18 protein-coding genes, 1 pseudogene and 1 other annotated feature are annotated in these 23,386 nt (G+C 39.2%); of the genes and pseudogenes, 16 read left to right on the forward strand and 3 right to left on the reverse strand.

Going from position 1 to position 23,386, the window contains the following annotated elements; genetic code table 11:
* Positions 1-56 precede the first annotated feature (56 nt).
* On the forward strand, positions 57-692 hold the full coding sequence (locus tag HCH28_RS04170; RefSeq protein ID WP_221679913.1) for a DUF421 domain-containing protein: 636 nt from the start codon (positions 57-59) through the stop codon (positions 690-692).
* Here the strand turns inward: HCH28_RS04170 and HCH28_RS04175 are convergent.
* Positions 689-2,206: a putative polysaccharide biosynthesis protein gene (locus HCH28_RS04175; protein ID WP_048395180.1), complete on the reverse strand. Its 1,518-nt coding sequence runs from the start codon at positions 2,204-2,206 to the stop codon at positions 689-691. The genes HCH28_RS04170 and HCH28_RS04175 overlap by 4 nt on opposite strands.
* A gap of 93 nt (positions 2,207-2,299) precedes the next feature.
* Between HCH28_RS04175 and HCH28_RS04180 the strand changes: the two genes are divergently transcribed.
* Both HCH28_RS04180 and secDF read left to right on the forward strand, forming a co-directional pair.
* Positions 2,300-2,608, forward strand: coding sequence for a post-transcriptional regulator (locus tag HCH28_RS04180; RefSeq protein WP_221679915.1), 309 nt, complete (start codon positions 2,300-2,302; stop codon positions 2,606-2,608).
* A gap of 346 nt (positions 2,609-2,954) precedes the next feature.
* Complete coding sequence (secDF, locus tag HCH28_RS04185) at positions 2,955-5,222, forward strand: protein translocase subunit SecDF (protein ID WP_221679917.1); 2,268 nt, start codon at positions 2,955-2,957, stop codon at positions 5,220-5,222.
* 103 nt (positions 5,223-5,325) lie between these two features.
* Here the strand turns inward: secDF and HCH28_RS04190 are convergent, their stop codons facing one another.
* Positions 5,326-7,014, reverse strand: a complete 1,689-nt coding sequence (locus HCH28_RS04190; protein ID WP_221679919.1) for a methyl-accepting chemotaxis protein — start codon at positions 7,012-7,014, stop codon at positions 5,326-5,328.
* 321 nt (positions 7,015-7,335) lie between these two features.
* Positions 7,336-7,572 (forward strand) — a binding site (T-box leader).
* 99 nt (positions 7,573-7,671) lie between these two features.
* On the opposite strand from HCH28_RS04190, the gene HCH28_RS04195 reads away from it, so the two are divergent.
* From HCH28_RS04195 to HCH28_RS04230, 8 genes are all read left to right on the forward strand, one after another.
* Positions 7,672-8,994, forward strand: coding sequence for a chorismate-binding protein (locus HCH28_RS04195; RefSeq protein WP_221679921.1), 1,323 nt, complete (start codon positions 7,672-7,674; stop codon positions 8,992-8,994).
* A gap of 5 nt (positions 8,995-8,999) precedes the next feature.
* Positions 9,000-10,028: an anthranilate phosphoribosyltransferase gene (gene trpD / locus HCH28_RS04200; protein WP_221679923.1), complete on the forward strand. Its 1,029-nt coding sequence runs from the start codon at positions 9,000-9,002 to the stop codon at positions 10,026-10,028.
* Complete coding sequence (gene trpC, locus HCH28_RS04205) at positions 10,028-10,819, forward strand: indole-3-glycerol phosphate synthase TrpC (protein WP_221679925.1); 792 nt, start codon at positions 10,028-10,030, stop codon at positions 10,817-10,819. Before trpD ends, trpC begins: the two co-directional genes overlap by 1 nt.
* Positions 10,816-11,430, forward strand: coding sequence for a phosphoribosylanthranilate isomerase (locus HCH28_RS04210; protein WP_221679927.1), 615 nt, complete (start codon positions 10,816-10,818; stop codon positions 11,428-11,430). The genes trpC and HCH28_RS04210 overlap by 4 nt, the downstream gene beginning before the upstream one ends.
* The gene (gene trpB / locus HCH28_RS04215) at positions 11,430-12,641 is read left to right on the forward strand and encodes a tryptophan synthase subunit beta (RefSeq protein WP_221679929.1); all 1,212 of its coding nucleotides are present in this window, start codon (positions 11,430-11,432) and stop codon (positions 12,639-12,641) included. The genes HCH28_RS04210 and trpB overlap by 1 nt, the downstream gene beginning before the upstream one ends.
* Positions 12,638-13,429: a tryptophan synthase subunit alpha gene (gene trpA, locus HCH28_RS04220; RefSeq protein ID WP_221679931.1), complete on the forward strand. Its 792-nt coding sequence runs from the start codon at positions 12,638-12,640 to the stop codon at positions 13,427-13,429. The genes trpB and trpA overlap by 4 nt, the downstream gene beginning before the upstream one ends.
* 141 nt (positions 13,430-13,570) lie before the next feature.
* Complete coding sequence (recJ, locus tag HCH28_RS04225) at positions 13,571-15,889, forward strand: single-stranded-DNA-specific exonuclease RecJ (RefSeq protein WP_221679933.1); 2,319 nt, start codon at positions 13,571-13,573, stop codon at positions 15,887-15,889.
* Between the two features lie 35 nt (positions 15,890-15,924).
* Positions 15,925-16,437, forward strand: a complete 513-nt coding sequence (locus HCH28_RS04230) for an adenine phosphoribosyltransferase (protein WP_221679935.1) — start codon at positions 15,925-15,927, stop codon at positions 16,435-16,437.
* 39 nt (positions 16,438-16,476) lie between these two features.
* Here the strand turns inward: HCH28_RS04230 and HCH28_RS04235 are convergent, their stop codons facing one another.
* Positions 16,477-16,935: a MarR family winged helix-turn-helix transcriptional regulator gene (locus HCH28_RS04235; protein ID WP_221679937.1), complete on the reverse strand. Its 459-nt coding sequence runs from the start codon at positions 16,933-16,935 to the stop codon at positions 16,477-16,479.
* Between the two features lie 184 nt (positions 16,936-17,119).
* Between HCH28_RS04235 and HCH28_RS04240 the strand changes: the two are divergent.
* From HCH28_RS04240 to dtd, 5 genes and pseudogenes are all read left to right on the forward strand, one after another.
* Positions 17,120-18,371, forward strand: a pseudogene (locus tag HCH28_RS04240) (MFS transporter).
* A 114-nt stretch (positions 18,372-18,485) separates the two neighbouring features.
* Positions 18,486-19,577: a carbohydrate kinase gene (locus tag HCH28_RS04245; protein WP_221679938.1), complete on the forward strand. Its 1,092-nt coding sequence runs from the start codon at positions 18,486-18,488 to the stop codon at positions 19,575-19,577.
* A 4-nt stretch (positions 19,578-19,581) separates the two neighbouring features.
* Positions 19,582-20,496, forward strand: a complete 915-nt coding sequence (locus HCH28_RS04250) for a pseudouridine-5'-phosphate glycosidase (RefSeq protein ID WP_221679940.1) — start codon at positions 19,582-19,584, stop codon at positions 20,494-20,496.
* Between the two features lie 205 nt (positions 20,497-20,701).
* The gene (locus HCH28_RS04255; protein WP_048392114.1) at positions 20,702-22,897 is read left to right on the forward strand and encodes a RelA/SpoT family protein; all 2,196 of its coding nucleotides are present in this window, start codon (positions 20,702-20,704) and stop codon (positions 22,895-22,897) included.
* Between the two features lie 32 nt (positions 22,898-22,929).
* Positions 22,930-23,370: a D-aminoacyl-tRNA deacylase gene (gene dtd, locus HCH28_RS04260; RefSeq protein ID WP_221679941.1), complete on the forward strand. Its 441-nt coding sequence runs from the start codon at positions 22,930-22,932 to the stop codon at positions 23,368-23,370.
* The last annotated feature ends 16 nt before the right edge of the window (positions 23,371-23,386 follow it).

The raw sequence follows: 23,386 nt of genomic DNA on the forward strand, positions 1-23,386 counted from the left end.
GAAAACTGTATAAAAAACAATAAGTAAGGTCACCTTGATAGTATGGGGGTGTTTATATGGAAGAATATTACCATATTATTTTTAGAACTTGCTTTTTGTATGTGTTTATCATCATCGTTTTCCGTTTAATGGGTAAACGAGAAGTAGGTGAATTATCAGTCATCGATTTGGTCGTATTTGTATTAATTGCAGAAGTAGCAGCCTTTGCGCTAGACGATTATAAAAATCCTCTCTTTAATGCGATACTACCTATCATTATTTTGCTCTTTATTCAAATATTAAGTGCCTTTTTGTCATTAAAGTTCAAAAAAATACGTGACCTAGTGGATGGTGACCCTGCTTTATTAGTAAAAGACGGTGTTATTTTAGAGAGCGAGATGAGAAAACACCGCTATAATTTAGATGATTTATGTCAGCAATTACGAGAAAACGGAATTGCATCTGTGACAGATGTAGCGTTTGCGTATTTAGAGCCTTCAGGCAATCTTTCTGTCTATAAAAAAGATGAAAAAGCCTTTGTGTATCCCTTGATTATCGACGGTGATATTCAAGAAAGACATTTATTTACTATGCATAAAGATGTGGAATGGCTAATGGATGAGCTAGCAAAAAATAATATTACTGACAGTGAAACAGTATTTTTTTGTATTTGGGAAGACAATAAGCTGCATATTCAATTAAAGGAATCCTAGACTTTCTTCGCCAATTTTTTAATGTAACGGAAATCTGTAATACGCAACTGATTGGTAAATAATAAAAAGGTAAATAGCAAAAATAATGTCACACCACTACTTAAAATAAATGGTAGGGATAGTATTGGAATAAGGAAATACTGGGCGACGCAAACAGCAATAAAACAACTATAAGGCACAACAAACATTCTGAAGCCAGCGCGCAGGTTTTTACGTTGTCTAACTGTTGCAATATGCAAGAATGACGTTAGTAATACCCCAAAGCCAATAGCTACAACGGCTCCTTTTTCCTGGATACCTGGTTGAGAGGCAAGTACAAACATCACGAAAAGTTTACCTAGCCCACCATAGATGGAGTTCATCATGGCAGCTCTTGCCTCACCAATTGCCTGTAAGATGGAGTGTAGAGGACTTTGAATATAATAAAAATAAAAAATAGGTGCTAAAATTTTAACGTACCCACGATTTTCTTCTAAATGGAAAAGCTTCATAGCTAATTCATCTCCATGAACAAAGAAATACGTAGCAGCAAAGCACCCCACTAGCGAAGACAATCTTAGGGACACCGAAATTCGTTCCTGTAATAGCGGGGTGTGCTGACGAGCGACGGCATCACTAACAGCTGGAATGAGCACAATCGATAAGGCTGTTGATACAAACGCTGGAAATAACAGTAATGGCACCAAAACACCGGAGATGACACCATATAAAATAGTGGCAGCAGAAGCGGTTAAACCGGCCACAGTCAAAGCTTTTAAAAAGATAATCGGCTCTAAAAACCAAGTGAAAGAACCAAAAAGCTTACTGCCTGCAGAGGGAAGGGCAATACGCAACATTGGTGATGCAGGATACCCTTCAATTTTAGTTTTTCGTGTCAGTAATTTCTTTTTGGAAACGATATAGTGTAGCCATAAATACAAGAATGCTACAACTTCGGCTAGCAGTGTAATGCCCATTGCCGCCGCAGCCGTGACAGCAGCATTATTGTAATTAGCCACATAGGGTAGCATCAAAGTAATGAAGCTAATACGTACAATTTGTTCGATCATTTGTGCCCATGCTGTCGGTGTTATCTTAGCAACACCTTGTAAATAGGCACGTAATAAGCCAGATCCAACTGATACTGGTACAGCAAAGAGTGCAATCCATAATGTAAATGTTGTCTGTTCATTATGTAATAGAGTTGTTGAAATATATGGTATTGTTAGTGCAACGAGTGGCATAAAAATGATCATGCCAATGAATGACCAAAGAATGGCTGTACGCATGACACCAAAGATGTTCTCACGTTTATTTTTTGCTAGTAGTTCAGCCACTATTTTAGCCACAGCGATAGGTAGTCCTAGTTGAATGAGTGAGATGAAGAAAATAAACGCTGGATAGACGGTCATATAAATACCGACAGCCTCTTCACCAGCAATCCGCATAAATTGCATTCTATAAAAGAAGCCAAAAAGTTTAGATAAAAAAATCACAAACATTAAAAATAATGTACCTCGTACAAAAGAACTCATGCCATCCGTCCCTTCTCAAGCCGCAAAAATTCATTTACACTATTTGTATGCAAGCATGTCTTACGTTACGACTTTGATTGGAGATGATTCAAAATGAGTATGCAATATGAGCAACTATTTGAACAGATTCGTCCGGCAATTGATAGTAAGATAGCAGAGTTCCAGCATTATCAATATAATGCTATTACAGCCGAAGAACTCTGGCGCTACTGTATTGAAAAAAAATGGCGTAAAAAGAAAATTGAGCAACTACGTTTACATGAAGTCATTTCTACCATTTTTTCAGTATCACCATCTGATATCGTCTCATTTAATCAAGTAGAGTTTTTACAAAGTAATAATTGGTTTGAAGAAGTCAATACAGACGAGTTACAATTACTGCTTGGTCCAGTCAGAACGTAATCAATGATGTGTCAAATCTTACAAGATTTCAAAGAATCCTATACGTGTTGAATTGACACAAAGCGCAACCTGTTTCATAATAAGTGTGTTGCGCTTTTTTTATTTTGAATAAGTTCTTACTTACATAAGTCACTTATGATTTTATTGACATTTGGAAGACTAGTATCTAATAATACTAAGATAAACTTGCGCGTTATGAACGATTGAATTAAGTAAAGCAACCTTTTTGAAGCACAGGTAACACGATTCTAGATGAAAAGGAGGATTAAACGTTTCAAAAGGTATTGCTAGTTACTTGTTTGGCGTGTAAGGACAGCCCTTACACCAATTCGAGGAGGATTTATTAATGAAACTAAAAAGTCGTATAGTTGCATTCCTACTGATTATCGTGCTATTGGCAGCAGGTATTAGTACGACTGTAAACGGCGTCTTAAAGGACATCAAGCTTGGTCTTGACTTACAGGGCGGGTTTGAAGTGCTTTACGAGGTAAATGAATTAAAAGAAGGACAAAAAATCACACCAGAAATTGTCACTGCAACATCCACTGCACTTGGTGAACGTGTAAATACGATGGGGGTTAGTGAACCGAGTATTCAGGTTGAGGACAAAAATCGTATTCGCGTGCAATTAGCTGGTGTTGAGGATCAGGAATCGGCACGAAAGTTACTGTCTACTTCTGCGAATTTAACATTCCGTGATGTTGATGATAATTTATTATTAGATGGAGACGATTTGAAAGCAAACGGTGCTAAAGGCTCTTTTGACCAACAAAATCGTCCGATTGTATCCTTAACTTTAAAAGATGCCAAAAAATTTGCTGATATAACAAGTAAAATAGCAGCAAAACCCGCAGGTCAAAATTTATTGGTTGTATGGTTAGACTTTGAAGAGGGAGTCGATTCCTATAAAGCGGAATCACAAAAGGCAAAGCCTCGCTATGCATCGGCAGCAACTGTTAGTCAAACATTAAATACAACAGATGTTATGATTAGCGGTAATTTCTCTGTTGAAGAAACAAAAAATTTAGCAGATATTTTAAATGCAGGGGCATTACCAGTGAAGCTTGATGAAATTTACTCAACTTCTGTTGGTGCTCAATTTGGTGATGCAGCACTGAAAAGTACGATTTTTGCTGGTATTGTCGGCGTAGTAGTTATTTTCTTATTTATGCTATTCTACTATCGTTTACCAGGCTTTATTTCCATTATTACATTGGCTGTGTTCACCTTCCTAGTATTAGTGGTCTTTGACTGGATTAATGCGGTATTAACGCTCCCAGGTATTGCAGCCATTGTTCTGGGTATAGGAATGGCAGTAGATGCCAATATTTTAGCGGCTGAACGTATTCGTGAAGAGCTGCGAGTAGGCTATTCCGTTAAACAAGCCTTCCAAATTGGGTCTAAACAATCTTTATCCGCCATTATTGATGCGCAGTTGACAACTTTATTAGCTGCAGCAGTATTGTTCCAATGGGGAACAAGCTCTGTTAAAGGATTTGCTACAACATTAATTATTAGTATTTTATTGAGCTTTTTAACAGCAGTTTGGGGCTCACGTGTCCTATTAGGACTACTTGTTAACAGTGGCTATTTCAACAGTCCAGCATGGTTTGGTATTGCAAAATCCAAACAGCATAGTCTAGATGAAAATATTGGTACATTAGATTTATCAACGAAATTCGATCGATTTGACTTTGTTCATAACCGTAAGAAATTCTATACATTCTCATTAGCCATTTTAGTGGCTGGTTTAGTGGTTCTTGGCATTTTCCGCCTCAACCTAGGTATTGATTTCTCAAGCGGTACTCGTGTCCAAATTGAATCTGATCAAACATTAACAAAAGAAGAAGTATCCAAATATCTAGATAGTATTGATTTTTCATCAGAGGATATCATACTCTCTGGTGATAAAAGTAATACAGCAGTCATTCGCTATAAAGATGACCTTACACAAGCAGAAATTATAGAATTTAAAAAAGAAGCTGGCGAAAAATATGGTCATGAACCAGCGGTAAGTACCGTATCGCCTACAGTTGGTAAGGAGCTTGTAAAAAATGCGATTAAGGCTTTATCTCTTGCAGCAATAGGGATCATCATTTATGTGGCAATTCGTTTTGAATGGCGCATGGGAATTGGTGCAATTGTTTCATTATTACATGATGTATTCTTAATCGTTGCGGTCTTTAGCTTCATGCGTTTAGAAGTAGATATTACGTTCATTGCAGCTGTATTAACAATTGTTGGGTATTCCATCAATGATACGATCGTTACCTTTGACCGTATGCGGGAAAACTTAAATCGCTATGATACCATTAATGACCGTGAAGTATTGGCGAATATCGTGAATAAATCGCTACGTCAAACAATGGGTCGTTCGGTTAATACAGTATTAACTGTAATTATCGTTGTTGTAGCCCTATTAATTTTTGGTGCACCATCTATTCAAAACTTCTCTATCGCGTTATTGATTGGTTTGATTACAGGTATGTATTCTTCAATCTGTATCGCAGCTCAAATCTGGTATTCATTAAAAATTCGTGAAATGAAAAAAACAGATGGAAAGCTACACAAAAAAGAGAAAAAACAATGGGGTACAGACGAACCTACTGTATAAGATAGTGAGCAGGGAATGGGAAACGAATGGTTTTCTATTCTCTGCTTTTTTCATGCAAAAAAATGCTGCCTTTTAAAAAAGCAGCAGATTTTTCATATAGTATTTACAGTTTAAATTGCTGGATTAAGCCTTGTAGCTGTTGCGCATTTTCACTTAATTCTTCTGCGACAGTATTTACCTGCTGCATGGTCGCAACTTGCTCGTCAACAGATTCTGCAATCATATGAGAATTCGTTGCTGATTCGTTAGAAACATTGGCAATTTCCGTAACAGAAGCTGCAACCTGCTCTGCACTAGCAGAGATTTCTTCAGATGTGGCAGAAATTTCTTCAATTTGCTCTGTGAATGCAGCAACAGCAGAGGTGATGGAATAGAAAGCATCTCCAGCCTCATGAATTTTGGCTACGCCGTCCTTTACAGAAGCTAAACCATTGTCTACTGATGCTGCTACATTTTGCGTATCTGTTAGAATTTCTTTTGTAATAGCAACGATTTGATTGGCAGATTGATTCGATTCCTCAGCAAGTTTTCGTACCTCATCTGCTACGACTGCAAAGCCTTTCCCGTGTTCTCCTGCTCTTGCTGCTTCAATGGCAGCATTTAGTGCCAGTAAATTTGTTTGTGCTGAGATAGCTGTAATCACTGTTGTAATTTGTCCAATTTCTTCTGATTGCTTACTTAGTTTTTGCGTTAATGTTGCAATATCAGAAGTTGCTAGTGCGATCATATTCATCTGTTCTTTTGCTGTTGCAATCGTTGTACCACCTGTATGGGCAAGCTGAGTCAGATTTTCTGCATTATGATGAAGACTTTGAGTCGCCTCCGCAATGCGTTGGACCCCTGATGCAGTTTCATCCATTGCCACAGCACTTTGCTGAGAGGCACTAGCAGAAGAAGTGATATGTGTTACATTATTTTGAATTCGTTGAGCAATATTATCAGAAGTTGCGGTTACTTCTTCAGTACTAGCAGAAAGCTCTTCTGAAACGGCCGATAAATGGGATGCACTATCTTGTATGTTAGTCATTAAACCAGCTAGATTTTGTTTTAATGTATTGACTGCATTTGCAAGTGTACCGATCTCATCTTTTGATTGATGGTCAAGCTCAGCAATTGTTAAATCACCTTGTGCTAATGTATCTGCTGCTCCAATAACCTTGCGTAGGGGCAGGACAATGGAGGCTTTGACCATATGCATAAAATATAAACCAATAATAATACTTGCAAGGAGAAGGCTAATAGCAATGATAATAGCGCGTGAAACGGTTTGATTAACAGATTGGTCAACATTTTGAAGCTGTTCATAGTGATAAGCTAATAATTCAGTTGTTAACTTAAAAATGTCCTTATTGTATTTTGTAACATCATTATTGATGATAGAGAGTGCTAGATCGGTGTTGCCACTATTAAACGCTTGTAAAGCTTTCTGTGAATTTGATAGTAACTCTTTTTGCAATTCCGTGATTTGCTGCATAATATTTTTTGTATAATCTGATCGAACAATAGTAGAAAGTTCATGAACTGTTTCAGGTAACAACTTTTCATAGCGCTCTAAATTGGCCTTAGCTGTTTCGTCCTTCTTATTTAAAATATAGGAGCGTAAAAATAAACCTTGAGACGCAAGTTGTTGTTGGATTTTATCTGTTAATTGGATTTGCACCATCCGATGCTTCAATACTTCTTCTAAATCATTCTGTGTTGTTTTAAATTGAATAAATGATACGATGCTTGAGATAAAAAGTAAACATGTTAAGGAAATGAATCCTATATTTAATTTTTTGCGAACGGACATAAACTTCCTACTTTCTTTTATTATATGGAAAAAATTGATGTTCTGAAATTACTATAACTTGATATATTTACATGGTCAATAGTCAAGGAATTTTCAATCGTAGGAAATCTTATTCTCCAATAAGTTTTTATAGAAGGATAATATACCTACTTTTTGATTCTGCTGATAAAATAGGAATTTTAACTTTTTTCGTCAGAATTGATTGACAATAGTATTGGATTGGCATAGAATTAAGGCTAACTTTTTGTTCGGTCAAGGTAGAAGGTCTCGGGAGCGAGGTCAGCCGCAGAACAGATGAGCTGAGTTTAGATGAGAATAGCTGAGAAATTGTTGAATAAGAGTAGTAGCCTAAGTGTGTAATAAAGAGAGTCAGTGGCTGGTGTAAACTGATTTACAGCTTATGTGAATGGACTTATGAGAGTCGCTTATAAAAAAGCGAACGTGATTCCCCACGTTATAGGGGTGCTTTCAAGGTATGGTTTACCATACCCATAAAGCACAAAAGTGAGAGCATATGCTCTAATATGAGGTGGCAACGCGGTCATAATCGTCCTCTGCAATTAGGAATAATCCTTTTTGCAGAGGGCTTTTTTATTTTCATGCAGCATTCGTCTAGACATTAGCTAAAGGAATCTTTGAAAAAGGAGCAAAGTAGCTATGCAAATAACGAGTTCAAGAACAAAAATGAAAACGATCAATGGCGATTCTTTAACACCTATTTTGATTTTTAGGCGTTTACAGGGAAAACATAAATTTTTATTGGAAAGTTCTGCTCAACATGAAGGAGCTGGAAGGTTTTCCTTTATTGGGGCTAATCCACGAAAAACATATACAGGTGTGGGTCAAGAAATCCAAGAGGTTTCCTATAAAACAGGAAAAACATACGTGCATCAAGGGGAGCTTTTTGTTCTTCTTAAACGCCTCATGCCACGTATTTCCAATACGACACAATTTCCATTTTCAGGTGGTGCCGTTGGATATATAGGCTTTGGCGGTACAACGATGTTCGTAGATAAAAAAATAGAACTGCCTGATGCTCATTTTCATGTCTATGAAACGATTATTGTATTCGATCATCAAACAGATGAAGTGACATTGATTCATACAACTATAGATGCAGAAAAGCAAGAACCTGATTTGGAAGATTTGGCTCAACAAATAGTAAACGGGCATATCAGTGACGAAGCATCTTATCGTTATCAACCGCTTGATGCTACAACAAATGAATCATTTGCAACGGTTTTACAGACAATGCAAGCCAACTTACATGATGACATAACAAGGGTGGTTTTGCCGAATCTAAATGTAGCAAATTTTCAAGGCGATACGTTGGCTCTGTATCGACAGCTACGCAAAAAAAAGCCTGCAGCCTATATGTATTATATAGAATTTGAGGATCATGTTGTATTAGGTACTTCTCCTGAAAGTCTAATACGAGTAAAAGGTGAAAGCGTTATTGCGACTCCTACAGAGGGAGCATATCCGCGAGGGGAAACAAAAAATGAAGACCTAGAAAATGAACGCAAATTATATAACCATGAAGGCATTAGACAATCACATGCAGTTCTTGTTAGGGCTATTCAGCAAGAATTACAGTCGGTTTGTTTTCGAGATTCTGTTCAGGTCATGGAGGCTATGCGTATCCAGCGGTCCAAAAAGGCACTGCACATGACGACTAGGGTGGAAGGAAAGCTTTTACCAATGCTTCATGCCCTTGATGTTTTAGCAGCAACTATATCACCACTTTCAGCTCCAAAGCTTCCGCATACAGCTGGTAATTTTGGTGCTCTCGGCTTTATTGGATTTAATGGTCATTTGGATTTTGCCTTAACAGGTCAATCTATTGTAGTTAAGCAGGATACAATGCATTTGCAAGCAACAATAACTGTTACCAAATATACAAATGTGCAAAACGTATTACATCAAGTGCAAGAGGAAGAACAGGCATTTTTACAGTTACTAGTGAACAATGGGGGGTAAAACTAATGGAACGATTACAAAGGAAAGTACTGCAGGGAACACATCTCATGTACGAAGAAATGCTACAGGCAGCGCAATGGTTATTTCAAGATGATACTCCTAAGGAAGAAATAGCAAGCTTTTTAACAGCTTTAGCTGCGAAGGGAGAAACTGCACATGAAGTAGCCGCATTAGCAACTATTATGCGATCTTTTGCTCTTGATATAGCTGTAAAAGAAGGTAGCTATATGGATAATTGCGGTACAGGTGGAGATGGTCTTCATACTTTTAATATCAGTACAGCTTCTGCTTTCGTGTTAGCTGGGGCAGGTGTCAAAATTGCCAAGCATGGGAACCGTAAAATCTCTTCCTCCTCTGGTAGCTCAGATGTGTTAGAGGCACTAGGTATTCATACAGCTATTTCTATCCCACAAACAGCCCATTTGCTAGAGAGAGAGGGAATCGCTTTTATTTATGCACCGAATGTTCATCCGAAATTAAAGAGAATTGGTGAAGTTCGCCGTTCATTAGGAAAACCGACGATCTTTAATCTTGTTGGCCCTTTAACAAATCCGGTCCCATTATCCACACAATTTACAGGCATTAATCGACCGAATTTTGTCATGGAATATGCCTCAGTCTTACAAATGCTTGGACGTGAGCGAGCCATTGTCGTCTCAGGACCACAAGGCTTAGACGAGGCTTCATTAGCAGGTCAAAATACATTGGTTTTAGTAGATAAAGGAGATCTAATTCCCTTTTCCCTAACCGCAGAAGATGTCGGTCTTCAAATGGCCCCTTTAGAGGCCATCCGTGGTGGCAATGCAGATGAAAATGCGGTGATAATGCAAAAAATATTGGCTGGGGAACAGAGTCCTTATTTAGATACAGTTCTATTAAATGCTGGCATCGGCTTATTTGGCTATGGTCTAGTGGAAACCATCAAAGAGGGTGTAGCCATGGCAAAGGAAAGTATCTTTAGCGGGAGAGCACAACAAAAATTAGAGGCGGTTGTAACGTTTAGCATGCAAATTAAAGAAGTGGAGGTTGGATAATGAATATACTCAATAAAATTTTACAGCAAAAAAAGATTGAGGTAGGTGCTTTATTAGAGCAGCCAGATCCTTTAGCAAACTTTACAGAAACGCCACGTCGCTCGCTCATTGAATCATTGCGTCAAGCCCATACATTGCAAGTCATTGCTGAAATGAAGCGTGCTTCGCCTTCGAAAGGATTAATAGCTGGCGGAGCAGACCCAGTTGCTCAAGCACAAGTCTATGAACTAGCAGGAGCAGCAGCTATTTCGGTCTTAACAGACAAGGAATTTTTTAAAGGCTCCTTTGAAGATTTAGCAGCAGTTGCTGGTGCAGTAGATACGCCACTTCTTTGTAAGGATTTTATGATTGATCGAGTGCAAATCCGATTTGCCAAAGCAGCAGGTGCATCCATTATCTTATTAATTGTGGCAGCCTTGACAGATGATGCCTTACGTGATTTATATAGCTATGCAACAGGCTTAGGCCTAGAAGTTTTAGTGGAAGTACACGATTGTAAGGAGCTAGAACGCGCTCTTGCAGTAGATGCAAAGTTAATTGGCGTTAATAATCGAGATTTACGTACCTTTGAAGTAAGCCTAGAGCGTACCAGAGAAATTGCTAATGTGTTTCCATTTAATGAGAATCGAGTATTAATTAGTGAGAGCGGCATATGGTCGAGAGACAATGCGAAGCTAGTAGCCTCGATGGGGGCTAGTGGTGTCCTGGTAGGTGAAACTTTAATGCGGAGTGGAGATGCTGGGCAAGCACTACGGGATTTGCAAGTAAGTAAAGAGGGGGCATCGGTATGACAAAGGTCAAAATTTGTGGTCTACAGGAGCAAGAACATGTCAAAACAGCTATTCATGCTGGTGCAGATGCTATAGGGTTTGTTTTTGCACCGAGTAAACGCCGTGTATCCATTGAACAAGCCCAACTGTTAGCGAAGCATGTACCACAAGGTGTTTTAAAAATAGGTGTCTTTGTGAATCCAACGCCAGCCGAATTAAAGGAAGCAGTAGAGCGGGTGCCCTTAGATTATGTGCAATATCATGGGGAGGAAACGCCAGCATTTATTCAGGAGCAAGGTTATCCCGCCATAAAGGCATTATCGATACGAGAAAAAGAGGATGTTCAAGCGGCTGCCAATTATCAGGTAGATTATTATTTATTTGACGCGCCTGGTACAGAGTTTAAAGGCGGAAGTGGTCACACATTTGATTGGACACTCCTTGAGCAAGTAGGGATTCCCAAAGAAAAATTACTATTAGCGGGTGGTCTCAATGTAGACAATATTGAAGCGGCCATTACAGATGTTGGGCCTTTTATGGTGGATGTTTCGAGTGGTGTGGAAACAGATGGAAGCAAGGATTCTACCAAAATACAAGGTTTTTTACAGGCAGTAAAGAGGGGGAGCAGATGATGGGAATATCAATCGCAAATAGTGTACCGACAAATGAAGGGCGTTTTGGGCAATTTGGCGGTCGGTTTGTGCCAGAAACATTAATGACAGCCTTGCTTGAATTAGAAGCTGCTTATGAGCAAGCATTACTAGACCCTGCATTTACAGAGGAGCTGTCCTATTATTTAGAAGACTATGTTGGCCGCGAAACACCGCTCTATTACGCAGAAAATTTAACGAAGGCGCTAGATGGAGCAAAGATTTATTTAAAGCGTGAAGATTTAAACCATACAGGTGCACATAAAATTAATAATGCGATTGGGCAAGCTCTTCTAGCCAAACGCATGGGTAAAAAGAAAATCGTTGCTGAAACAGGTGCTGGTCAGCATGGTGTGGCAACGGCTACTGCATGTGCATTATTAAATTTAGAATGTGTTGTTTTTATGGGAGCAGAAGATATCAAACGTCAGCAGTTAAATGTCTTTCGTATGGAGTTGCTTGGCACAAAGGTTCAATCGGTGGAAAGTGGTTCTAAAACATTAAAGGATGCTGTGAACGCTGCACTACGTTACTGGGTGACAAATGTTGAAGATACCCACTATATTTTAGGCTCTGCCTTAGGTCCTCATCCATTTCCAAAAATTGTTCGGGACTTTCAGCGTGTTATTGGGTTAGAAACAAGAAAGCAAATCGTGCAAAAAGAGGGGCGTTTACCAGATGCAGTTGTTGCCTGTATTGGAGGTGGCAGTAATGCAATCGGTATGTTTCACCCATTCGTTGATGATGAATCAGTTGCCTTATACGGTATTGAGGCAGCAGGAAGTGGTCTTGAAACTGGGAAACATGCTGCGGCCATCGCAGGTGGACAATTAGGTGTATTACATGGCGCCTACATGTATTTATTACAGGACGAAAACGGCTTTGTCCAAGAAGCACATTCTATTTCAGCTGGGTTAGATTATCCAGGGAAAGGACCAGAGCATTGTTATTTACATGATATTGGTCGAGCGCAATTTGACTCCATCACAGATGCTGAAGCACTGGAGGCACTACAATTATTAAGCCGAACGGAAGGGATACTGCCTGCACTTGAAAGTTCTCATGCCATTGCTTATACGGCTAAACTTGCAAAGACCATGGCAAAAGATCAAATCATTGTTGTGTGCTTATCTGGTCGAGGAGATAAAGATGTTCACACAGTTCGAGCAGCACTAGGAGGGGATGTTAAATGACAACTATACAGCAAGCGATCGAACAGGCAAAAGCTGCAGGTCATAAGGCTTTTATACCTTATATCATGGCAGGTGACGGAGGGCTAGAGACCATTAAGCCGACTATCTTAAAACTGCAGCAATTAGAGGTAACAGCTATTGAAGTAGGGATTCCTTTTACAGATCCTGTCGCTGATGGTCCAACGATCGAACGAGCAGGAGAACGTGCACTCGCAGCTGGTGTGACATTAAGAAGCGTGTTGCAAACACTCGCGTCATTTAGAGATGAAATAACAGTGCCTATCGTAGTCATGACTTATTTCAATCCAGTATTAGCATATGGCTTAAAGCCTTTTGCGCAAGCCTGTATAGCTGGGGGAGTTAAGGGATTAATTGTACCAGATGTTCCATTGGAAGAGAGCGAGTTGTTACGTGAGGCACTAAATCCATATGGCATTGATATGGTACAACTCGTCTCATTAACAAGCCCTCCAGAGCGTATAGCACGTATCGCAGCAGTTAGTCAGGGCTTTGTTTATGCAGTGACCGTGAATGGGATCACAGGAGCAAGATCGCGTTTTGCCAATAATTTAGAACAGCATTTTGCAAGCTTACGTCAAGCAAGTCCAATCCCTGTGCTTGCAGGCTTTGGTATTTCGACACCTGAGCAAGTGAAAAAGATGGGAGCTTTGGGAGATGGTGTAATTGTCGGTAGTGCCATTGTTACAGCATTACACGAAGGAGATTTGGCAACGGTGGAAGCCTTAGTAGCCGCCTCGAAAGGTATGTTAGAAAAGTCTACTCTTTAGAAGAGTAGGCTTTTTAAATGATGAAAGAAATGAGAAAGTGACAGATAGAAATTAAAAAGTGATGGATAAAACTATCAATCTAACGGATAGTGCGCAACCTATAGAAATTCGGTATAATAGCTTTCGTAAGGAAGTGAGAAGATGATTCTATCGAAAAAAAGATGGCAGGTGGAGCGTCCTGACGCAACACTTGTACAAGCATTACAAAATGACTTACAACTTTCTGCGATTGCAGCAAAAATTTTAGCAGCACGAGGCTGCGAAACAACGGCTGAGGCAGAAAGCTTATTGAATATGACTGAGGCAAATATCCATGACCCATTTCTTATGCATGGTATGGCTGAAGCGGTAGCACGAATTGAACAAGCACTAGAAAATGGTGAGAAAATTTTAGTGTATGGTGATTATGATGCCGATGGTGTGACAAGCACAACCGTTATGTTACATGTTTTACTAGATCTTGGAGCAGACGTCTCCTTTAAAATTCCGAATCGTTTTATCCATGGCTATGGTCCGCATGAAGCCCTATTTCGGGAGGCCTATGAAGAGGGTGTACAGTTAATCATTACAGTGGATAATGGTATATCTGGTATTGAGCCTATTCGAGTAGCGAAGGAGCTTGGTATGGATGTCATTGTGACAGATCACCATGAGCCAGGTGAGGAGCTACCACCAGCAGATATTATCCTTCATCCCCGAATACCAGAAGGGCAATATCCATTTGGCGAGCTAGCAGGAGTAGGGGTTGCCTTTAAGCTGGCACATGCTCTTTATGGTGAACTACCAAGCCATCTAATAGAATTTGTGGCGATTGGCACTGTTGCAGATTTGGTTCCGTTGGTGGACGAAAATCGCTATCTCGTGAAGCGGGGCATACAAGAAATGCGTCGTTCTCTTAGCCCATGGGTACAAGCGTTGTGTGACATAGCCAGTACAGAGCAGACGAAAATTACAGAAGAAACGATTGGCTTTTATTTTGGTCCACGATTGAATGCTGTTGGTCGACTAGGTGAAGCAGCTCCTGGTGTCGAATTATTAATGGCGGAGGATAATGCTAAAGCAACTGCATTGGCAAAAAAACTAAATGCCTGCAATACCGAGCGCAAAGATATTGTGAAAAGTATTACAGATGAAGCCATCGCACTGATTGAAGCAGATGAAAAAATCGGCAATTCCTTAGTTCTTGTTGTTGCTGGCGAGGGCTGGAACGCAGGTGTTGTAGGAATTGTAGCATCACGTCTCGTTGAACTGTATTACCGTCCAACGATTGTGCTGTCACTTGATCCCGAAAAGGGCATAGCAAAAGGATCTGCTCGAAGTATTGAAGGTTTTCATCTATATAATGAACTAGCTAAAAATCGAGATATTTTACCGCATTTTGGTGGACATCCTATGGCTGCAGGTATGACCTTATCATTAGAGCATGTGGATGAACTACGTACTCGCCTAGATGCTCAAGCAAGAGCCTGTTTAACAGAGGACCAATTAACACCTGTAGTGCATATTGATATACCGCTCAGCATAGACGAAATTTCAGCGGATGCTATTGAGGAAATTTCAACACTAGGACCATTTGGCACAGATTTTCCTAAGCCTGTGTATGTGCTGGAGGATGTAGAAATCGCCTCCATGCGTAAAATTGGAGCGGGCGAGAATCATATTAAAATGGAAATAACAAACGGCTATGACAAATTGGATAGTGTTGGTTTTAACAAAGGGCATTTACATGATGAATTAACGTATGGCATCAAAGTTTCCTTTATAGGCGATTTGCAAATTAACGAATGGCAGGGACGTAAAAAAGCCCAATTTATGATCGAGGATGTCCAAACTACAGAATGGCAGTTATTTGATATTCGTGGTATCCGTCAAACAGCTCGATGGCTGAATACGGTACCGAAGGACGTGGCTCGGTTTATCGCCTTTCGTCCAGAAACGATGACCTATTATCAATCATTAATCGGTGCACCTATTACACTGGTTGACCCAGTCCTTTCAAATATTGAACAAAGTGATTACATCGTGCTCTTAGACTTGCCACACAATGTTCAAAAGCTAGAGGCCGTTTTACAGAAGACAGCACCGTCACGTATTTATGCTCATTTTTATATGCCTGACTCGCAATACTTCAGCGGTCTACCTACTCGTGAGCAATTTGCTTGGTATTATAAGTTCTTGAAAAATCGACCAGCCTTTCCGCTTGATATGCATATCGCAGATTTAGCGAAGCATACGGGGTGGCCATTAGATACATTAAAATTTATGACACAGGTGTTTTTTGAGCTTGATTTTGTTAAAATGGAGGGTGGACTGACGACTGTCAACGTGAATGCTCCAAAACAAGCACTAACAGAGGCACCGTCTTACAAACAACGTTCAGAACAGATTGAAATGGAGCAAAAGCTTGTTTATGCTCCTTATATAGAATTAAAACAATGGTTTGATGAACGATTAACATAAACGGACGTATAACGTTTCGTAGGAGGAGCAAGAACATGGATTTAAAGCAATACGTTACAACGGTTGAAAACTGGCCAAAAGAAGGCATTACTTTCAGAGATATTACGACAATTATGGATAATGGGCCTGCCTACAAATATGCAACAGATCAAATTGTAGAATATGCTAAAGAAGTAGGTGCAGAAATTGTAGTTGGACCTGAAGCTCGTGGGTTTATTATCGGTTGCCCAGTAGCTTATGCGCTTGAAATTGGATTTGCACCTGTTCGTAAACCAGGTAAATTACCGCGAGAGGTTATTAGTGCCGACTATGGTTTAGAGTATGGAAAAGATACATTAACAATGCATCACGATGCGATTAAGCCTGGTCAAAAGGTGTTAATCTGTGATGATTTACTAGCAACTGGGGGAACAGTTGAAGCAACAGTGCGTTTAGTAGAACAATTAGGTGGTCAGGTAGTAGGCTGCGCATTCCTAATCGAACTTCAAGAATTAAATGGTCGCGAAAAGCTTGGCGATTTAAATATTAAAACACTTATTCAATATTAAGAGCATTGCAAAAAGCGCCCTACACTGTAGGCGCTTTTTTTATACTTCGTCATAGGCTTGAATAATTTTTTGCATTGTTCGCAATGTATCGTAGAAATCTGCGTATTTTTCGGTTCCAATATCCTCGATAATTCTATCTTGAATGCCTTGCCAAATAGGCGCGGCTTCATGCAACTTTTCTAATCCTTTTTCAGTGAGCGTAATTTTTTTTGTGCGAGCATCATTTGTATCTCGTTTTAATTCAACATAGCCATGTTGCTTTAATAGATTAATATTACGTGTTACAGTGGTTTGATCGAGTTGCAAAATTTCACCTAAACGGCTGATTGAGACAGCTTGTTGAAGGTCGATATGAGCAAGCATCGAATATTGTGTAACCTTTAAACCAGTAGGCTGTAGCAGCTTATCATATAATTGCGTGACAACCCTTGTTTTTTTTCTAAGGTTTGCACAAACACAAATTTGTGTATAATCAATATCTTTAAGTTGTTTCTTCATCGACAGTACTCCTTTAAGGGGATTCTACTAACTATAAGTATACACCCAATAACTAGAAATTCCTTCTTGACAGCTTTATGAACGATTACTATGATTATACATGTATATACATATAAATAAAATAAGCAGACTTAAACATGTATATACATGTTTTGTAGTCTATCAAAGAAAAGAAGGTGTTGAGGTGAAGCGTGTTCATTATAGTTGGTTTATTTTAATCGTCACATTTTTCTCGATAATTGTCGCAGGGATTACGATGTCATCATCTGGCGTGTTTATCGAACCTCTTGAAAAAGAATTTCACTGGGATCGTTCAACCATTGCATTAGCTTTTGCTGTAAGTTTGTTTTTATATGGCATATCTGGACCATTTATGGCTGCGTTGCTTGAAGTTATAGGCTTAAAGAAAATGATGCTAGGTGCCATGGCAACTTTAGTATTAGGAATGACTTTAACATTTTTGATGAGTGAATCCTGGCAGCTAATCATTATTTGGGGGGGCATTATTGGTCTTGGGGCAAGTCTTTTTTTAACTGTCCTTAGCCCATATGTGGCGAATCATTGGTTTGTAAAACGTAGAGGGTTAGCGGTTGGTATTTTAACGGCAAGTACAGCCACGGGCCAGTTAATTTTATTACCAGTTCTAGCTATCATTATTGAACACTATTCTTGGCGATGGGCCATCACATTAATGCTACTCCTTAGTATCATAATGCTTTTCATGATTGCACTTTTTATAAAAAATAGACCTCAGGATATAGGATTAACTCCTTATGGACAAGAGGAGGCTATAGAGGAACAACCAATACAGCAAAAGAAGAATCCAATAGCTATGGCTTTTAAAGGTTTATTTGAGGCGATTAAGGTTAAAGCATTTTGGCTCTTAGCAGGTAGCTTTTTTATTTGTGGGCTATCGACAAGCGGATTAATTGGGTACTCATTTTGTTTCTTATTGTATTAGCTTTGGCGTTCCTTTAGTCACTGCCGCATCATTCCTTTCTTTTATGGGCATTTTTAATTTATTAGGTACAACTGCGTCTGGCTGGTTATCTGATCGCTTCGATAATCGGTGGTTATTGTTTTGGTATTACCTGTTAAGAGGCGCATCTCTATTATTGCTTCCTTACGCACTCGCACAAGGATCATATGTTTTATTAACGATTTTCACGATCTTTTACGGACTAGATTGGATTGCTACAGTGCCACCAACCATCAGTATGACACGACAAATTTTTGGTATGCAAAAAAGCAGTATTATCTACGGCTGGATATTTGCTTCACATCAAGCAGGAGCGGCGGTTGCTGCGTATGGTGGAGGGTTAATTTATAAATTTTTTAACGCTTATACATGGGCTTTTTTCCTTGCAGGAATGTTTTGTGCAATGGCCAGCTTATTCGTTATCATTGTTAAAAAACAAACACCTCAGCCAGCATAAACAAATATAAGTTGAACCTCGGTAAGATGAGGTTCAACTTTTTTAATAAAGAATCTTTTGACATAGCACAAACAAAAGTTTATAATATAAACAAATATAATAAAAGGTGATGCTATGAATGAAAGAGAACAGGCGGTGCTTGCTTTAATTCGCCAGAATCCGTTTATGTCTCAGCAAGAAATGGCAGATGCAATGAATCTGTCGCGTCCTGTGCTTGCTAATTTAGTGTCTAGTTTAACGAAGCAAGGAAAAATTGTAGGTCGTGCTTATATATTACCCGAAGAAAATGAAATTATTTGCATCGGTGGAGCTAATTTAGACCGCAAATTCCATGTCAAGGGCAATGTTCAATTTGGAACATCTAACCCAGCCAGTTCTTCCTTTAGTGTAGGTGGTGTTGGTCGAAATATTGCTGAAAACTTAGGCAGATTAAACCACCAAGTGACGTTACTGACAACGGCAGGTAAGGATGCTGATTGGCAAGTGATCCAAGAGGCTTCGGAATCCTTTATGAATCTACGTTATGTAGAGCAGCTTGCAGAGGCTACTACAGGCTCTTATACTGCCATCATGGATGAACAAGGTGAGCTAGCACTAGCTGTAGCAAATATGGAGGTTTACGACCTTCTGTTACCTACCTTGTTGAAAAAACATGAAACAATGCTTGTAAACGCGGGCTGTTTTATTTTGGATTTAAACTGCCCAAAAGAAACAGTAGCGTATATCCAGCAAGTAGCCATTGCTCGTGATATTCCACTTGTCATTGTGCCAGTATCTTCGCCCAAAATGAATCGACTACCTGAAACATTACAAGGCGTAACTTGGTTTATTTGTAACACAGATGAAGCGGAAACGATTGTTGGACATAAAATTGAAAACGCTACCCATTATGAAAAAGCTTTACAACAGCTCCTACAATTAGGTGCGGAGCATGTCATTATCACGGCTGGCAGCAAGGGCGTTTATGCAGCGTCTACAACGATTGCCCCTCGTCATTTTGCCGCTAAAGTAATTGACAAAATTGAAGATGTCACAGGAGCAGGAGATGCCTTTGTCAGCGCTGTCATACACAGTTGGCTGACTGGACAATCTTTTGAGACATGTATTGATGCTGGATTAACCAATGCAAAAAATACATTGGCATCTCCTTATACAGTAAGACCTGAATTATCAGTAGATTTGTTGAAAAATGAAATGGAGGAATAACAACATGAAAGATTTCATCGTATTATCAGAAGAAGTAAAAGCAGGACAAGCAAAAGGTCTACCAATCGTTGCATTAGAATCAACAATTATTTCACACGGTATGCCATACCCACAAAACGTGCAAACTGCGCGTGAAGTTGAGCAAATTATTCGCGATAATGGTGCAGTCCCAGCAACAATTGCATTAATTGATGGAAAAATTAAAATTGGTCTATCAGATGAAGAGCTTGAAATGTTCGGTAATGCTCAAGGTGTTGCAAAAGCTTCACGTCGTGACTTAGGCTACTTACTAGCAACGAAAAAATTAGGTGCTACAACAGTTGCAGCGACAATGATCTGTGCAGAGCTTGCCGGTATTGAAATCTTTGTTACAGGTGGTATTGGTGGTGTACACCGTGGTGCGGAAACAACAATGGATGTCTCTGCTGATTTAGAAGAATTAGCACAAACAAATGTTGCCGTTATCTGTGCGGGTGCAAAATCTATTTTAGACATCGGTCTTACATTAGAATATCTTGAAACAAAAGGTGTGCCAGTGGTTGGTTATGGTACGAATGAATTGCCAGCATTCTACACACGTCAAAGTGGATTTGATGTAAACTTCCAATTAGATACGCCAGAAGAAATTGCAGCAATGCTATCTGCGAAATGGAAATTAGGCTTAAAAGGTGGCGCTGTCATCGCAAATCCAATTCCTGAGGCGGAAGCATTAGAGCATGCATTTATTACAAACATTATTGAAAAAGCTTTAGTTGAAGCAGAAGAGAATGGCATTCAAGGTAAAAACGTTACACCATTCTTACTTGGCAAAGTTAAAGAATTAACAGAAGGTAAAAGTCTTGATGCCAACATTGCATTAGTGAAAAACAATGCAGTAGTCGGCGCGAAAATTGCTGTAGCTTACAATCAATTACATTAATCAATTTGTCGAAACAAGGACTCTTTGTGACGTGAAGTCGCAGAGGGTCTTTTTTATTAAAAAGAAGAATATTTTTTCCATTTTTCGAACTGTTCACGAGATTAACTAAACTAAATGATACAGTCTCTTTACAATAGACCACTATATTTTATACAATAAAGTTTATATCTAATCTGAAAAATTTGACGAGCAAGGTGGACATGTTATGGCGAAAGAGCAAATTTTGACTCCTGAGGACGTTTTTGAGTTAGTCAAATCCTACATGAATGATGAAAATGTCGCATTCGTGAAAAAAGCATATGAATTAGCAAGGGATGCCCATATTGAGCAATTCCGTAGCTCAGGTGAACCGTATATTATTCACCCAGTACAAGTAGCAGGTATTCTAGCTGAATTACAAATGGACCCAGAAACTGTAGCGGCAGGTTTTTTACATGATGTTGTCGAAGATACGGATTTTACACGGGATGATTTGGTACGTGAATTTGGCGAAGAGGTAGCCGTGCTTGTTGATGGTGTTACCAAGCTAGGGAAAATTAAATATTTATCAAAAGAGGCGCAGCAGGCAGAAAATCATCGGAAAATGTTTGTGGCTATGGCGCAAGATATTCGTGTCATCCTCATTAAGCTAGCAGACCGTCTTCATAATATGCGTACGTTAAAGCATTTACCTGCTGAAAAGCAACGACGCATTTCAAAAGAGACGCTCGAGATTTTTGCACCACTTGCTCATCGTCTTGGAATTTCGACTGTAAAATGGGAGCTTGAAGATACAGCACTGCGCTATTTAAACCCACAACAATATTATCGTATTGTCAGTCTAATGAAGAAAAAACGTGATGAACGTGAAGCTTATTTAGAAAATGTGATGGCTGAGATGAAATCACAACTGAATGAGGTTGAAATTGACGCAGATGTCTATGGTCGACCAAAACATATTTACAGTATCTATCGAAAAATGGTGTTACAAAAGAAACAGTTTAATGAAATTTATGATTTATTAGCCATTCGTGTTCTTGTCGATAGTATTAAAGATTGCTATGCCGTATTAGGGATTGTGCATACACTTTGGAAACCAATGCCAGGACGCTTTAAAGACTATATTGCTATGCCAAAACAAAACCTGTACCAGTCTCTACACACGACTGTTATTGGACCTTATGGTGATCCGTTGGAGGTACAGATTCGTACAAAGGAAATGCACAAAATTGCAGAGTACGGGATTGCGGCGCACTGGGCATATAAAGAAGGCAAAAACGTTGATCATCAAAAGCAAAATGTCGACCAAAAATTAACGTGGTTCCGTGAAATTTTAGAGTTCCAAAATGAATCTTCCAACGCAGAAGAATTTATGGAATCCTTAAAATTTGATTTATTTTCTGATATGGTTTATGTCTTTACACCTGAAGGCGATGTCATTGAATTGCCAGCAGGTTCTGTTCCTATTGATTTTGCCTACCGTGTTCATTCCGAAGTGGGAAATCGTACGATTGGAGCGAAAATCAATGGGAAGATGGTACCGCTTGATACACCATTAAAAACGGGCGATATCATTGAAATTTTAACTTCTAAACAATCCTTTGGTCCGAGTCGCGATTGGCTAAAAATAGCTCAATCCTCGCAGGCGAAGAATAAGATAAAGCAATTCTTTAAACGACACCTGCGTGAAGAAAATATTGTCAAGGGTAAAGAAATGATTGAAAAAGAAATCCGTGCTCAGGATTTCGATTTAAAGGAAACGATGTCCTCTGAAAACCTAAAACGGGTATGCGACAAATTTAACTATACGAATGAAGAAGATCTGTATGCCGCGGTTGGTGTGAATGGTATTACTGCGCAACAGGTCGTAAATCGTTTAGCTGAAAAACGTCGCAAAGAACGTGAGCAGGAAGAAGCACTAGAGAAAATTGAACAAAAAATGAAAAATCCAATTCCACAAAAACGTACGGAATCGGGTGTTATTGTAAAGGGTATTGATAATATGCTCATTCGACTTTCTCGCTGCTGTACGCCTGTTCCTGGGGATGATATTGTAGGTTTTATTACGAAGGGTAGAGGTGTTTCTGTCCATCGTGAGGACTGTCCAAATATTCAAATTGAGGATGAGCAGGAGCGCTTAATTGAAGTGGAATGGGAGCATGGTGTCATTCCTGAGAAAAAGGAATACCCTGTTGATATTGAAGTGTCAGCCTTTGATAGACCTGGCATTTTAAATGAAATCATGCAAATTGTTAGTGAAACGAAAACGAATATTTTAGCAGTAAGTGGTCGTGCTGACCGTGATAAAATGGCAACAATTCATTTAACAATTTCTATTTCAAATATTTCACATTTGCATAAAGTAGTTGAGCGAATTAAACAAACACCTGATATTTATTCGGTGCAACGTGTCATTAACTAATGGATAGGCAATATAGAATTGGGGTTTAGTACATGAAAGTAGTATTACAGCGCAGTAAAGCTGCCTCTGTAACAGTGGACGGAACTGTTACAGGAGCAATTGATCATGGCTATGTTCTTTTAGTGGGAATCACACATGAAGACACACAAGAGGATGTTGCCTATTTAGCAAAAAAAGTAGCCAATTTACGTCTCTGGGAAGATGAAGATGGAAAAATGAATCATTCGATCTTAGAGCATGGGGGCGCTATTTTATCCGTCTCACAATTTACATTGTATGGGGATGCAAAAAAAGGGAATCGTCCAAGTTTTATCAATGCAGCTAGACCAGAAGCAGCTGAGCCACTGTGGGAGGCTTTTAATCAAGCTTTACGCGAGTATGGCTTACATGTGGAAACAGGTATTTTTGGTGCCATGATGGATGTAGCACTAATTAATGATGGTCCAGTCACAATTCTTCTAGAGTCAAAATAATGGAACATTTCCTATA

It is taken from the genome of Lysinibacillus sp. K60, from assembly GCF_019731275.1.
GTDB lineage: Bacteria > Bacillota > Bacilli > Bacillales_A > Planococcaceae > Lysinibacillus > Lysinibacillus capsici.

Coding starts and splice junctions, on each gene's coding strand:
- HCH28_RS04170 (WP_221679913.1), top strand. CDS start 57: ATGGAAGAATATTACCATATTATTTTTAGAACTTGCTTTTTGTATGTG.
- HCH28_RS04175 (WP_048395180.1), bottom strand. CDS start 2,206: ATGAGTTCTTTTGTACGAGGTACATTATTTTTAATGTTTGTGATTTTT.
- HCH28_RS04180 (WP_221679915.1), top strand. CDS start 2,300: ATGAGTATGCAATATGAGCAACTATTTGAACAGATTCGTCCGGCAATT.
- secDF (WP_221679917.1), top strand. CDS start 2,955: ATGAAACTAAAAAGTCGTATAGTTGCATTCCTACTGATTATCGTGCTA.
- HCH28_RS04190 (WP_221679919.1), bottom strand. CDS start 7,014: ATGTCCGTTCGCAAAAAATTAAATATAGGATTCATTTCCTTAACATGT.
- HCH28_RS04195 (WP_221679921.1), top strand. CDS start 7,672: ATGCAAATAACGAGTTCAAGAACAAAAATGAAAACGATCAATGGCGAT.
- trpD (WP_221679923.1), top strand. CDS start 9,000: ATGGAACGATTACAAAGGAAAGTACTGCAGGGAACACATCTCATGTAC.
- trpC (WP_221679925.1), top strand. CDS start 10,028: ATGAATATACTCAATAAAATTTTACAGCAAAAAAAGATTGAGGTAGGT.
- HCH28_RS04210 (WP_221679927.1), top strand. CDS start 10,816: ATGACAAAGGTCAAAATTTGTGGTCTACAGGAGCAAGAACATGTCAAA.
- trpB (WP_221679929.1), top strand. CDS start 11,430: ATGGGAATATCAATCGCAAATAGTGTACCGACAAATGAAGGGCGTTTT.
- trpA (WP_221679931.1), top strand. CDS start 12,638: ATGACAACTATACAGCAAGCGATCGAACAGGCAAAAGCTGCAGGTCAT.
- recJ (WP_221679933.1), top strand. CDS start 13,571: ATGATTCTATCGAAAAAAAGATGGCAGGTGGAGCGTCCTGACGCAACA.
- HCH28_RS04230 (WP_221679935.1), top strand. CDS start 15,925: ATGGATTTAAAGCAATACGTTACAACGGTTGAAAACTGGCCAAAAGAA.
- HCH28_RS04235 (WP_221679937.1), bottom strand. CDS start 16,935: ATGAAGAAACAACTTAAAGATATTGATTATACACAAATTTGTGTTTGT.
- HCH28_RS04245 (WP_221679938.1), top strand. CDS start 18,486: ATGAATGAAAGAGAACAGGCGGTGCTTGCTTTAATTCGCCAGAATCCG.
- HCH28_RS04250 (WP_221679940.1), top strand. CDS start 19,582: ATGAAAGATTTCATCGTATTATCAGAAGAAGTAAAAGCAGGACAAGCA.
- HCH28_RS04255 (WP_048392114.1), top strand. CDS start 20,702: ATGGCGAAAGAGCAAATTTTGACTCCTGAGGACGTTTTTGAGTTAGTC.
- dtd (WP_221679941.1), top strand. CDS start 22,930: ATGAAAGTAGTATTACAGCGCAGTAAAGCTGCCTCTGTAACAGTGGAC.